Annotated in this window: 9 protein-coding genes and 2 tRNA genes; 5 read left to right on the forward strand and 6 right to left on the reverse strand. The window is 33.1% G+C overall.

All coding sequences use genetic code 11. The annotated features are described in order from the left end of the window. Positions 1-183 precede the first annotated feature (183 nt). The 4 genes from GQR94_RS11335 to mutS all read right to left on the reverse strand — a co-directional run bounded on the left by GQR94_RS11335 (position 184) and on the right by mutS (position 4,403). Complete coding sequence (locus tag GQR94_RS11335) at positions 184-1,137, reverse strand: hypothetical protein (RefSeq protein WP_158975607.1); 954 nt, start codon at positions 1,135-1,137, stop codon at positions 184-186. 260 nt (positions 1,138-1,397) lie between these two features. Next, positions 1,398-1,481: transfer RNA gene (locus GQR94_RS11340), tRNA-Leu, on the reverse strand. A 62-nt stretch (positions 1,482-1,543) separates the two neighbouring features. Next, positions 1,544-1,615, reverse strand: a tRNA-Gly gene (locus GQR94_RS11345). Positions 1,616-1,790: 175 nt separating this feature from the next. Next, on the reverse strand, positions 1,791-4,403 hold the full coding sequence (gene mutS, locus GQR94_RS11350) for a DNA mismatch repair protein MutS (protein WP_233268283.1): 2,613 nt from the start codon (positions 4,401-4,403) through the stop codon (positions 1,791-1,793). Between the two features lie 115 nt (positions 4,404-4,518). Between mutS and GQR94_RS11355 the strand changes: the two genes are divergently transcribed. Beyond that, positions 4,519-5,049 (forward strand): RNA methyltransferase, encoded by a 531-nt coding sequence (locus GQR94_RS11355; protein WP_158975608.1) that lies wholly within the window; start codon positions 4,519-4,521, stop codon positions 5,047-5,049. Positions 5,050-5,225: 176 nt separating this feature from the next. Here GQR94_RS11355 and folK read toward each other — a convergent pair whose 3' ends face one another. Beyond that, complete coding sequence (gene folK / locus GQR94_RS11360; RefSeq protein WP_158975609.1) at positions 5,226-6,371, reverse strand: 2-amino-4-hydroxy-6-hydroxymethyldihydropteridine diphosphokinase; 1,146 nt, start codon at positions 6,369-6,371, stop codon at positions 5,226-5,228. A gap of 71 nt (positions 6,372-6,442) precedes the next feature. On the opposite strand from folK, the gene sppA reads away from it, so the two are divergent. The 3 genes from sppA to GQR94_RS11375 all read left to right on the forward strand — a co-directional run bounded on the left by sppA (position 6,443) and on the right by GQR94_RS11375 (position 11,792). After that, entirely contained in the window at positions 6,443-8,203 is a 1,761-nt protein-coding gene (gene sppA / locus GQR94_RS11365) for a signal peptide peptidase SppA (RefSeq protein ID WP_158975610.1), read from the forward strand. Positions 8,204-8,218: 15 nt separating this feature from the next. Beyond that, positions 8,219-8,929 (forward strand): queuosine precursor transporter, encoded by a 711-nt coding sequence (locus GQR94_RS11370; RefSeq protein ID WP_158975611.1) that lies wholly within the window; start codon positions 8,219-8,221, stop codon positions 8,927-8,929. Positions 8,930-9,062: 133 nt separating this feature from the next. Next, positions 9,063-11,792, forward strand: coding sequence for an AsmA-like C-terminal region-containing protein (locus GQR94_RS11375; RefSeq protein ID WP_158975612.1), 2,730 nt, complete (start codon positions 9,063-9,065; stop codon positions 11,790-11,792). On the opposite strand, the gene GQR94_RS11380 is transcribed toward GQR94_RS11375, so the two are convergent. Further along, positions 11,782-12,579, reverse strand: coding sequence for a DUF2797 domain-containing protein (locus GQR94_RS11380; RefSeq protein WP_158975613.1), 798 nt, complete (start codon positions 12,577-12,579; stop codon positions 11,782-11,784). The two genes, GQR94_RS11375 and GQR94_RS11380, sit on opposite strands and share 11 nt — an antisense overlap. Before the next feature lie 108 nt (positions 12,580-12,687). Between GQR94_RS11380 and GQR94_RS11385 the strand changes: the two genes are divergently transcribed. Beyond that, positions 12,688-14,202 (forward strand): GH3 auxin-responsive promoter family protein, encoded by a 1,515-nt coding sequence (locus GQR94_RS11385; RefSeq protein WP_158975614.1) that lies wholly within the window; start codon positions 12,688-12,690, stop codon positions 14,200-14,202. Positions 14,203-14,260: the final 58 nt, after the last annotated feature.

Below are 14,260 nucleotides of genomic sequence, written 5' to 3' on the forward strand. Positions count from 1 at the left end.
TGAAAAAGCCCAATAAAATTAATTTTATTGGGCTTTTTATATAATTTAGGACTTAATTAACCTATTAATCCATCACTACCGTTGATAATTGCTCTTTGTGTTGCCATATCTATTTTCTTTTGTTGATTAACTAAATTTGTAATTCTATGTAACAAATATATAATATAAATACTTATTAACTATTTATCTTTTGTTAAAACTCAAACCAAAACCTTGTCTTGGTAAAATTAAGTCGTCTCTATGTCTTCTGCTTATGGTGTTTTCTAAATCTGTATGTATTGGTACAAAATCGTTTACTAGTCCTACATTGAAAAACGAAACATCTATATTTTTATTGTGTGATATTATAACATCAACATTTCTAGTAATGGTGTTAAATCTCAATAATTTTACATTTTCACCTTTTAGGGAGTATGTATTCTTTACCTTAAGAAAAATTTTAAATTTTTTTTTGCCGCTTATTGGGATTTCATGGAAGTAAATTTTTTTACCTTCCTCTATTTTCTCTTTTTTTATTTCATCTAGATTAGATTCTATGCCATCTATTTTAAAAGATAGCAATTCATTTTTTTCTTCTACCCCTTGGTTGTCAGTTATAGTGTCTGTGTATGCAATGGTCGATTCGTTTTTCTCGGAGTCTAATATTGCATTATATTCGATAGTCTGCGTGTAGTTAATAACAAAATCATCATTTATATCATGAATTACAATTGATACGATTAAGTCTTCGTTGTAGTGATTTTTATTCAAAGGAAAATACGATGTCAGTATTCTGTCCTCTAGTAAATCACTGATTTCGGGAAATTTTTGTGCACAAATTGATTTTGATATTTTTTTCCACAACTCAGGAAGATCTTTCCTGTTGTTCAGGAATTCACTTCCCGATATTATTTTTGTTAATTCCTCTTGAAATAAACCAGTAAACTGAATTGATTTTAGAACACTAGCAAATACTCCTGAAGTTAATCCAACAAATCCAATTTTTTCGAGTACTCCATTCCATAAATTAGAGAAAGGTGAGAAGCTTGTATTTGGAAATAGAATAAAGATGATTGCTATTGTAAAATACACCCAAGTCAAGTTTCTTTTGAACCATTTTTTTATTAGAGTAAATTTAGTTTCGTTATACTGACTCATCCTGTTTATTTTGTATTTAACAAATATAATTTTTTTTCTCCTTCTATTATTATTTAAAGTTAATCATGCTTTACGGGAATTGGTCGATTATATTCTTAATATATTAACATGAAATATTGGGTATAGTAAGATTGAGTGTTTGTGTTAATTTATTTGCTATTTACCTTGTCTAGAAATACATTATATTTAATTGGTTGACTAAATGTTGATTAGTTAAAATAAAAAACCCTTGAAAATCATAAGATTAACAAGGGTTCTTGTACTCGAGGCGGGACTTGAACCCGCACGGACTAATGTCCATTGGATTTTAAGTCCAACGTGTCTACCAATTCCACCACTCGAGCCTATTTGCCGCTATGGCTAGGATCATTGTTTAAACAGTATACAAATATACTATTTAATACAGAGCGAAAAAAGGGATTCGAACCCTCGACCTCCACCTTGGCAAGGTGATGCTCTACCCCTGAGCTACTTTCGCAGTTGATGTTTTATTTAAAAGAACTTCACATTCGTTCCAAATGCGGATGCAAATTTAATATAATTCTATAAAAACCAAAGGAAAAAAGCAGAAAAGAATAAAAAAAAATAATTAACTGCTTTTGTGTGTTTGCTATGTATTAAAATACAGCTATTTAGCTTTTTTAATTTTTTACTTAAGCATTTTCTTTTTTAGTTAAAAGACGTTTAATTTCATTCAATTTCATCAAAGCTTCCACTGGAGTAAGGGTATTTATGTCTAAATGTGTAATTTCTTCCTTCACTTGCTGCAGCAAAGGATCATCCAAATTGAAGAAACTTAATTGCATTTCTTCTTGGGCATCTTTTAATTTTCCTGTTAATTCTTCGCTTGAATGCGATTTTTCTAATTTTTTCAGGATTTTATTTGCCTTCGCTATCACTTGTTGCGGCATTCCAGCCATTTTGGCGACATGAATTCCAAAACTATGTTCGCTACCGCCTGGCGTAAGCTTGCGTAAGAAAAGTACATTGTCCTTAAGTTCTTTTACAGAAACGTTGTAATTTTTAATACGTTCAAACGTGGTAGCCATTTCATTAATTTCATGATAATGGGTAGCAAATAACGTTTTTGCGCGCGCAGGATGTTCGTGTAGGTATTCAGAAATAGCCCAGGCAATAGAAATACCATCATAGGTGCTAGTTCCTCTGCCAATTTCATCTAATAGCACTAAGCTACGTTCAGAGAGGTTATTTAGGATAGAAGCGGTTTCATTCATTTCAACCATAAATGTAGATTCTCCCATAGAGATGTTATCGCTTGCGCCAACGCGAGTAAATATCTTATCTACAAAACCTATTTTAGCACTTTCAGCAGGAACAAAACTTCCCATTTGTGCCAGTAAAACTATAAGTGCGGTTTGTCTTAATATAGCCGACTTACCACTCATATTTGGACCGGTAATCATGATGATTTGTTGCTCCTCTCTATTTAGAATAACATCATTTGCAATGTAAATTTCTCCCAAAGGAAGTTGCTTTTCAATAACAGGGTGCCTTCCATTCGTGATTTCAATTTCTGTAGAATCATTGATGTTGGGTAATACATAGGTATTTTCTTTAGCTAATTGAGTAAATCCGCAAAGACAATCTAATTGTGCAATTTGGAATGCATTATTTTGAACAGGAGCTATATATTCTTGCATCCACATGATCAGTTGCGAGAAGAGTTGTTGCTCTAAAGTTAAAATACGTTCTTCTGCCCCTAAGATTTTACCTTCATATTCTTTTAGCTCTTCCGTAATATAGCGTTCTGCATTTACTAAGGTTTGTTTGCGAATCCATTCCTCAGGTACTTTATCTTTATGTGTATTGCGAACTTCGATGTAATATCCAAAAACATTATTTGAAGCTATTTTTAAAGAGCTAATACCAGTGCGTTCCGTTTCTCGTTCTAGCATTTTATTTAGGTAATCTTTTCCAGAAAAAGCCAGTCCTCGTAGTTCATCTAATTCCTCAGAATACCCTTTGGCAATAGTAATGCCCTTGAGCATGTTTACGGGAGCTTCTTCATGAATCATCTCTTTTATTTTAGAACGCAATAAGTCACAAGCATGTAATTGGTCTCCAATAAATTTAACGGCTTCATTTTCACTGTGGATACAGAGTTGTTTGATAGGAACAACAGCTTCTAAAGAATTTTTTAATTGTATGACTTCTTTTGGATTTATTTTTCCAGTAGCAACTTTAGAAATTAATCGCTCTAAATCTCCAATTTGTTTAATATGATTTTGAAATTTAGCATGTGTAGGTTCATTTGCTTTTAAATAGGAAACCACCTCATGTCTTCTTTTAATCTTCTCAATATTTTTTAATGGTAATGCTAGCCAGCGCTTAAGCATTCTACCTCCCATGGGAGATATTGTTTTGTCTATGATATCAAGTAAGGTAATGGCATTGCTATTATTTGCGTGATATAATTCAAGATTACGAATGGTAAAACGATCCATCCAAATATATTCTTCTTCTGCAATACGCTCTAATTTACTAATGTGTTGCAGTTTGCGATGTTGAGTTTCAGTTAAGTAATGCAAGGCTACGCCAGCTGCGGTGATTCCGAGACTTAAATGATCAACGCCAAAACCTTTTAAACTTTTAGTTTTAAAATGATCGGTGAGCGTTTCTACAGCGTAATCATCCTGAAAAACCCAATCTTCCATAAAAAAAGTGTGGAATTGCTTTCCGAAAGTTTCTAAAAATTCTTTTTTATTGGATTTGGAAACTAAAATTTCATTAGGGGCAAAGTTCTGTAGTAGTTTGTCTACTTGGTCTTCATTACCTTCAGAAGTTAGAAATTCTCCTGTAGAGATATCTAAAAAAGCAACCCCAATACCTTTTCTTCCAAAGTGTACGGCAGCAAGAAAATTATTGCTTTTTGCATTTAAAATATCATCATTAAAGGCAACACCTGGGGTTACCAATTCTGTAACACCACGTTTTACAATAGTTTTGGTTTGTTTAGGATCTTCTAATTGATCGCAAATAGCAACACGCAGGCCTGCTTTGACCAATTTAGGTAAATAAGTATTTACTGAATGGTGTGGAAAACCTGCTAGTTCGGTTTTTTCGCCACCATTATTTCTATGAGTTAAGGTAATCCCCAATATTTGTGAGGCCCTTATAGCATCATCTCCAAATGTCTCGTAAAAATCACCAACGCGAAACAGTAGGAGGGCATCAGGATATTTCTTCTTGATGGTATTGTACTGATTCATTAAAGGAGTTACCTTCTTTTTTTCTGTCTTTGCCAAAAGCTATATAATTAACCTATTTTTGCATCAAAATAATGAAAAACGAATGTACTATTTTCTTTAGGGAATATACATTATTGTTGATATTTTGAAATAAGTTTTTGATTTAAGAAACATGCGGAAATTAAAGAATAGCGAACTAGATCGCTTAGATGTTGATGGGTTTAAGGAAGCAGAAAAATCTCCTTTAATAATAGTTCTAGATAATATAAGAAGTTTAAATAATATAGGTTCTGTTTTTAGAACTGCAGATGCTTTTTTAATCGAGAAAATATATTTATGCGGAATCACAGCACAGCCTCCACATAAAGATATTCATAAAACAGCCTTAGGTGCAACGGAAAGTGTAGTTTGGGAATATGTAGAGAATACTATGGATGTTATTCAATTATTAAAAGACAATGGTGTAACTACGATTGCTATTGAGCAAGCTGAAAATGCCGTGTTTTTAAATGACTTTAAGGTTTCTGCAGACCAAAAATATGCGTTAATCTTTGGGAATGAAGTAAAAGGGGTTTCTCAAGAGGTGGTTTCTAATTGTGCTAACGTTATTGAAATTCCGCAATATGGTACAAAACATTCCTTAAATATTTCCGTTAGTGCGGGAGTCGTGATCTGGGATTTTTGGGCAAAGTTAAACGCCTAATTTTTTTAATTAGATTTGGCTCATAAAAAAACCCTAACTTTTCAGTTAGGGTTTTTTGTATAGTTTGAGTTAGTTAGTTCTAAAAGCAGCTATTAAACAATGCTTAATAGTTACTTTTAATAGATGCAATTAAGGAAAATCATTCTAACTATGCAACTATTACTGTGAATATTGTCTTAATTTTCTATTCCTACACTGTATTTGGTAATTTGGTCTACAATAAATTTGTAGTCCTTTTCTTTCTCTACAAAGTCTAACTCGCTAATGTCAATGATTAAGGTATTATGATCGGGGGCACTTTTTATGAAATCTAAATACCCGCGATTAATTTTTTCTAAATAGTCTGAAGGAATATTTTGTTCATAATCACGATCTCTTTTCTTTATGTTTTCTAATAAACGTTCTGTATTTTGATATAGATATACATATAAACCTGGTTTTTTAACTTCTTTATGCATGAAGTTGAAAACCTTTCGATACAATTTAAATTCTTCTTCCTGTAAGGTTACTTTTGCGAAAATTAGTGATTTGAAAATATCATAATCACTGACCATAAAACTCTTAAAAAGATCAAATTGAGAAGTGTCATCGGTAAACTGTTGATATCGTTCTGCTAAAAAAGACATTTCTAAAGGAAAAGCATAGCGCGCCTGGTCTTCATAGAACTTAGGAAGAAAAGGGTTGTCGGCAAAACGTTCTAAGATTAACTTCGCATTAAAATCATCAGAAATTTTGCTAGCTAAAGTTGTCTTTCCTGCACCAATGTTACCTTCAATCGCAATAAAATTCAATTTAGAGAAAAGTAATTCACGGGTTTTATAAAGCTTTAAATTAGTTTTTGTAACCGTACTTTTATCACGACACATCTGTATCATGTTTCGAGTGTCTTTGTTAAATATAGGGTGATAGAATTGCGGAGCAATGTCACTTAACGGTTTTAAAACAAACTTTCTGTCCTGTAAAGAGGGATGCGGAAGTGTTAAGGAGCTAGAGTTGATGATGTCATATTCATAATAAAGAATATCAATATCAATACTTCTTGCAGCATAGCCTTCTGTACTTTCTCTAATGCGACCTAAGCTTTTTTCAATAATATGTATTTTCTGAAGTACAAGGTCAGGTTCCATAGTTGATTGTATGGCAATGCAGCAATTGTAAAAATCTTCGGACTCAAAGCCCCAAGACGGACTTTCGTACACATTTGAAATAGCGGTAACCGCACTTATATCTTCAGAAATTTTGAAAATAGCGCTTTGTAGATTGTAGAGCTTGTCGCCAAGATTACTACCTAAGGATAAATATATTATTTTGGGGTTGTTCATAATAGCGGAACAAAATAAATAAAACAATTTAACATTAGTTATCTTTGTGAGGAATTTATAACGAAATTTTAATGAAATTTTTGAGAAATCTTTTGGCAGCCATTATTGGTTGCTTAATTGCGTTTGGTGTATTATTTGGAATGTTTTTAATATTTCTGGCACTTTTGAGTGGCGAAGATGATGAAAAAACAATTAAAAGTGACGCTGTTTTAGAAATTCAAATTCAAAATCCGGTACAAGATTACGTTGGCCGTGATGAATCTGATCCTTTTGCAGGCTTGTTTCAGCAAGCCCAAGGTTTAAATGAAATTATTCACGCCATCAAAGTGGCTAAAAATGATAGCAAAATAAAAGGGATTAGTATAAATAATAATTTCATATTGGCTGGTTTGTCACAAACACAAGCTATTCGTAGGGCATTAGAGGATTTTAAAACCTCTGGCAAATTTGTTTACGCCTATGCAGATTTATATGTGCAAAAAGATTTCTATTTGGCATCCGTAGCAGATAGCTTGTTTATAAATGAAGTAGGAACTTTAGATTTTAAAGGCCTTTCATCGGAAGTGTTATTCTATAAAGAGTTACAGGAAAAGGCAGGCATTAAAATGGAAGTGATCCGGCATGGGAAATATAAAAGTGCTGTTGAGCCTTATTTAGCGAATGAGATGAGCGAGGCTAACAGGACTCAAATAAAAGAATTATTGAGCTCACTTTGGGGTTCTATGGTTGATGAGATTTCAGTAAGTAGACGGATGACTCCAGAAAATTTAAATGTCATTGCAGATACTTTAGGAGGTAGAATGCCGCAATTAGCAAAGCAATCTGGTTTAGTTGATGATGTTTTGTTTTTTGATGAATACGAGAACAAACTTAAGAATGCAGTAAAAATAGCTTTAGATGAGGATATTAATTATGTGTCTCTTGAAGATTATATTGATACTGCTAATAAAACAAAACTGTATAAAGGCGACGATAAAATTGCTGTAATTTATGCGCAAGGCGAAATTTTATATGGTGAAGGTGGTCCAGATGTAATTGGTCAAGGAATAATTAATAAGTCGCTTAAAAAAGCGAGAGAAGACGAGTCTGTAAAAGCAATTGTACTCCGTGTTAATTCTCCAGGAGGTAGTGCTTTAACGTCAGATATTATTTGGAGAGAAATAGAATTAACGAAAGCTATCAAGCCTGTTGTTGTGTCTATGGGAGATGTAGCTGCTTCTGGAGGGTATTATATTGCAGTAGGTGCAGATAAGATATTTGCAGAACCAACAACGATTACCGGATCAATAGGTGTCTTTGGAACCATACCTAATGCAACAGAATTAGCTAAAAATATCGGTATAAATGCAGAGCAAGTAGGGACTAATAAAAATTCAGTAGACTATTCGTTATTCGAGCCTATGTCAGATGGCTTTAGAAGTATGGTTCAAGAGGGAGTAGAGCGTACCTATAATACATTTTTGGAGCGTGTGGCACAAGGAAGAAAAATTACCGTTGCTGAAGCAGATAGCATGGCGCAAGGTAGAGTTTGGAGTGGTCTTGATGCTAAAAGATTAGGATTAGTGGATGAATTAGGGAGTTTAGACGATGCTATCAAAGGTGCTGCGGCATTAGCCGAAATTGGAGATTTTGGAGTAAAAATATTTCCAAAATATAAATCGGGCTTCGAACGTTTTATGGAAGATTACGGAGGAGCAAGTACTAAAATTAAGCAAGATTTTATTCGTGAAGAAATTGGTTTAGAAGCATATACTATCTTTAAAGAAGTAAAAGCAACAATGGACCAAGAAGGGGTGCAGGCTAGAATGCCTTTTGTTTTGAGTGTAAAATAAAAGTAGATTTTTTAGATGACTACAGCAGATAAAAAGTTCGCTTTTAAGCTTTATTTATTTTTGGCAGCACTATTTATCACCTCATTAGTAGTGTCTAACTTAATTTTTCAAAAGTTTTTTTATTGGAAACCTTTTGGTGATGTTACTGTTTTTGGTGCTAATTTATTTGAAGTTTCGGTGGGTATTTTACCATATCCTATAACTTTTTTAATTACAGATCTTATTTCAGAAATGTATGGGAAGAAAAAGGCGAATCAAGTGGTTACTGCTGGTATCTTCGCTTCGTTTTTTTCTATGGGGATTGTATTGCTTGCCAATTATGTCCCAGCAATAGAAGGTTCTCCTGTTAAGGATGACACCTTTAGTCAGGTGTTTGCATTATCGCCGATAGCAGTATTAGCATCTATGATCGCTTATTTGTTAGCGCAATATATTGATGTAGCGATTTATCATTTTTGGAAAAAACTAACAGAAGGCAAGCACTTGTGGCTTCGAAATAATTTTTCAACTTTTCTTTCTCAATTTATAGACACCTTTGTGGTGGTTGGTCTATTGTGCATTTTTAAAGTCTTGCCTTGGAGTATGTTTAAAGGTCTTGTGGTTAGTGGTTTTATTTTTAAGATAATTATAGCATTTCTAGATACTCCTTTCTTATATTTTTGCGTCTATCTATGTAGAAAACGATTCAAGTTGAAGCTTGGTGAAGAAATAGTTTTTGAATATTGAAATAATCTGAGAGGGATTGAGTTATAACAATTAGTAATTCAATTAATTAAGAGGGTAGATTGCCCTTAATTTTGTCCTTCGTTTTTAATGCGTAGGAATTATATAAGAATAAGAATCATAAGATGTTAACTAGATGAAAAAGAAAATATTAAAGATTGTCGGTATTATTTTACTACTATTTGTAATTACTTTAATTGCAGCGCCATTTTTTCTAAAAGGCAAAATAGCAGATATTATTAAAAATAAGGTGAATAATAGTATAACGGCAACTTTCGATTTTGAGGATGCAGATTTAACCTTGTTTTCTTCCTTTCCTAATGCAAAGCTTACCATGAATGCTATTTCATTGGTAAATAAAGCACCATTTGTTGGCGATACATTATTTTCTTCAAATGAGGTGGCTCTAGAAATGTCTATCAAAGAATTATTCAAAGGAGCAGATGAGCCTATTGCAATATCTAGCCTCACAATAGACAATGCTTTAATAAATATAATCGCAAACGAGGATGGTGCTGCGAATTATGACATTGCCGTGCCTTCAACAGAAACTGCTGCTGAAGAAACGGATGCCTCTAGTAATTTTACCTTATCTATGAAATCTTATGCTATTACGAATACAAGAATAAAGTATTTAGATAAAGCTTCGGGAATGCGTTTTGAGTTGGTAGATATGAATCATTCTGGTTCTGGTGATTTATCAGTTGAAAAATCTGAATTAGATACAAAAACAAGCGGCTTAGTATCTTTTGAAATGGATAGCACTAATTATTTGAATAAAAATCCAATTAAACTAGATGCTTTAATCGGTGTAGATTTGGCAACTAGTACCTATAGTTTTTTAAAGAATGAGGCTTTGATAAATCAATTGCCTTTGGTTTTTGATGGTTTTATAAAATTGAATGATGATAGTCAAGAAATTGATATTAGCTTTAAAACTCCGTCTTCAGATTTTAAAAACTTTCTAGCAGTAATCCCAGCTGAATATTCTAAGAATATAGAAAACGTAACAACAACAGGGAATTTTAGTATTGCTGGAAAATTTAATGGAATTGTTGATGATACACATATTCCAAAATTTAAGATTGATATTAATTCTGAAAATGCTTCTTTTAAATATCCTGATTTACCAAAATCAGTACGTAATGTATTTATAGATACAGAAATAACCAATGAAACAGGGATTGTAGACGACACGTATGTTGATATTAGAAATTTATCTTTTATGATTGATGAAGATAAATTTAACATGGTTGCCAATATTAAAGATTTAATGGGGAATACGAAAGTGACGTCTCATATTGATGGTAGAATGAATTTAGCAAATATCGCCCAAGCATATCCTGTTCCGATAGATTTGAAGCTTGAAGGAATCTTAACAGCAGATGTAAATGCTGCTTTTGATATGGCATCCATAGAAAGTGAAAAATATGAAAATACCAATATAAACGGAAACCTAACTTTAAAGAATTTTGTTTATAATTCTGAAGAGCTTAAGAATCCCGTTAAAATTACTTCCACAGCAGTTACTTTCAATCCGAAAACAGTTACTTTAAATGAACTAAGTGGGGTTACAGGTAAAACGGATTTCAGTGCAACGGGAACTATCAATAATCTTTTGGGTTTCATGTTTAATGATGAGAATGTTGAAGGTAATTTTAATTTAAAGTCGAACACTTTTGCAGTAGATGACTTTATGGTTGAAGAAGCTGTTGCGGAAAATACAGAAGATGCTAAACCAGTAACGACAGGTTCAACCTCAGAGCAAATAAAAATACCATCTTTCTTGGATGCAACAATCAATGCTTCTGCAGGGACTGTTCTTTATGATAATCTTAGTTTGAAAGATGTGTCGGGAACCTTGATTATTAAAGATGAAAAAGCAACCTTGCAAAATATGACCTCTGCTATTTTTGGTGGGAAACTAGCATTCAATGGAGATGTTTCTACTAAAAATGAGACGCCTACTTTTGATATGAAGTTGGGAATGAATGGTTTTGATATTAGCGAAACTTTTAAATCGCTGGAATTGTTTAAAGTCCTTGCGCCTGTTGCAAATGCAATTCAGGGTAAATTAAATTCGGATATTTCTATATCGGGAATGCTAAACAATGACTTTACACCAAATTTAGCCACTATATCAGGAAATTTATTAGCTGAAATTTTTGGAACAGAAGTAGATCCTAATCAGACGAAAGTATTATCCGCATTAAATAGTAAGCTTAGCTTCTTGTCTTTAGATAAGCTGGACTTAAAAGGATTAAAAACAGCTTTAACTTTTGACAATGGAACGGTAACAGTAAAACCTTTTACAGTGAATTATCAGGATATAGCAGTTACAGTGAACGGAAGTCATACGTTTGATCAAAAAATGAATTATGCTGCGGTACTTAATGTTCCTTCGAAATATTTAGGAAAAGATATCACGAGTTTAATTTCTAAAATTGATGATAAATCCTTAGATAATTTAACAGTCCCAGTAACGGCTTCCATAGGTGGTAATTATTCAAGTCCTACTGTAACTACAGATTTAACTTCAGGAGTGAAGGATTTAACGTCTAAGCTAATTGAAATTGAGAAGCAGAAACTTATCGCTAAAGGAAAAGATAAGGCTACAGATCTTATTGGAGGTCTGTTGTCTGGTAATCAGGCAAAGAAGGATTCGTCGGCTACAGCAGTAGATACAAAAACACAAGTAAAGGATGTTTTAGGAGGAATTTTATCTAATAAAAAGGAAACGACTACAACTACAACAACTAAAACTGATTCTACAGCAGCGGCTACAAAAAATACTGCAGTTAAAGATGCGGCAAAATCAGTTTTAGGAGGGTTTCTAAGTAAGAAGAAAAAGGATACTACGAATTAATTGTCATAGAAACGTAGAGTCCTTCGTTACTGCGAATATTAAAAACGGTATCGTCTGAAAATATAAAGTATTGGCCTTTAATCCCAATCAAAGTTCCAGTGTAACTAGGAGTTTTGCTGAGATTGAGGCTTTTTACTTTTTTAGGATATTGAGAAACAGGAAAATCTAAGTGTGTTTCTATATTGTTGTCTATAAAGTAAGGTAAGGCCTCTTCCGGGATATATTGTTTCAGTTTGTTTCTCCAATCGATTAGATTTTCATCAACTATTTCATTTTTAAGCATCGTTCTCCAATTCGTTTTGTCGCCTACATAGTTTTTTAAAGCAACTTCTGTAATACCGGCTATATAACGGTTAGGTACTTCTACAATTTCAATAGCTTCATGAGCTCCTTGATCAATCCAACGCGTGGGGACTTGAGATTTTCTTGTTACACCAACCTTAACGTTGCTAGAGTTGGCTAAATATACAATGTGTGGTTGTAGTTGTACTTTCTTCTCGTACGCAAGGTCTCGATCTTCTTGGTCTAAATGTGCTGTGCTTAACTCTGGGCGCATAATCCAATCTCCCGCAGATGGAATATCAAAAAAGCAACTCTTGCAAAAACCTTGACGGTAGATAGGTTTGTCAAGGCCACAGTTTAAACATTGGTACTTTATAAAATTAATAGTTATCTCTTTGTTTAATATTTGATTTACATTTAGAAAATCATTTTCAAAAATCATATAATACTGAATAGGGTGTCCTATTTCAGTTTGCATTTTTCGTAAAACACCTTCGTACTGCATAAAATATTTCTTTGTAAATTTTTAATCGAAAACCTTAAAATATAAAACGATTTCTTAAATTGTTAAACTTAAAATATCGAAACCAAATAAAGCTTAAAGATACCTAAAATGTCAATACCATTATTCAATTCTATAGCTTCTTGGCTCTTGAAAAAACGCTATCATCAAATAGAACTTTTTTTAAAATACCCTGAGGAAGTACAGCAAGAAGTGCTCATGCAATTGTTGACTTTTGCGAAAGATACCGAAATTGGGAGGGCGCATGAATTTGGATCCATATTAAGTTATAGAACATTTGCTAATCGTGTGCCTGTTACCTCATATGAGGAAATGGAGCCAGATATTGAGCGTACCAGAAGGGGGGAGCAGAATGTTTTCTGGCCTACGAGTATTAAGTGGTTTGCAAAAAGTAGTGGTACGACAAATGCTAAGAGTAAATTTATTCCTGTTAGTACAGAAGCCTTGGAGGATTGTCATTATAAATCAAGTAAAGATTTACTTTGTTTGTATTTGAATAATAATGAGAATTCTCAACTGTTTACAGGGAAAAGCTTGCGTTTAGGTGGGAGTAAAGAATTGTACGAGGATAATGGTACTTTTTTCGGGGATTTATCGGCCATACTTATTGATAACATGCCTTTTTGGGCAGAGTTAAGTAGTACGCCTAGCAATAAGGTCTCTTTAATGAGTGAGTGGGAATCTAAGTTAAAAGCAATTATAAGAGAGAGTACTCAAGAGAATGTAACTTCCTTGGCAGGTGTTCCTTCTTGGATGCTGGTTTTAATGAATAATGTCATTGAGGAAACGGGTAAGGATCATCTTTTTCAGGTTTGGGAAAATTTGGAAGTATATTTCCATGGGGGCGTTAGTTTTAACCCTTATAAGGAGCAATACAAAAAATTACTACCACGAAAAAGTTTTAATTATTATGAGATTTATAATGCTTCTGAAGGCTTTTTTGCAATTCAGGACCGGAATAATTCAGATGAACTTTTGTTAATGTTGGATTATGGTATTTTCTATGAATTTATTGCCATGGATACCTATTATGATGAGGTTCAGAAAATAGTGCCACTATGGGAAGTAGTAAAGAATAAAAATTACGCAATAATCATTACTACCAATGCTGGGTTGTGGCGTTATAAAATTGGCGATACCATAAAATTTACTTCCATTAGTCCTTATCGCATTAAAGTTACAGGGAGAACCAAGCATCATATTAATGTTTTTGGAGAGGAGCTGATTATTGAAAATGCAGAAGAGGCGTTGCGAAATACCTGTTTAAAAACCGATGCAGAAATAAAAGATTATACTGCAGGTCCTATTTTTATGGCAGGAACAGAAAAAGGAGCACATGAGTGGATTATAGAATTTAGAAAGCCACCAAAAGAAATCGCTTATTTTACAGAAATTTTGGACAATGCGCTAAAATCACTTAATTCAGATTACGAAGCAAAGCGTTATAATAACATCACATTAAAGATGCCTAAAGTGCATATAGCACGTAATAATTTATTTTATGATTGGTTGAAGTTAAAAGATAAACTTGGAGGGCAACACAAGATTCCTAGACTGTCTAATAAAAGGGACTATGTCGAGGAATTGTTGGGAATGAACCAATAAAATAGTTTTTCTTCCGTTTTACGTTAACATTTATAGTAAAAACTAACCAAACCATAAA

This window comes from Cellulophaga sp. L1A9 (assembly GCF_009797025.1).
Classification (GTDB): Bacteria; Bacteroidota; Bacteroidia; order Flavobacteriales; family Flavobacteriaceae; genus Cellulophaga.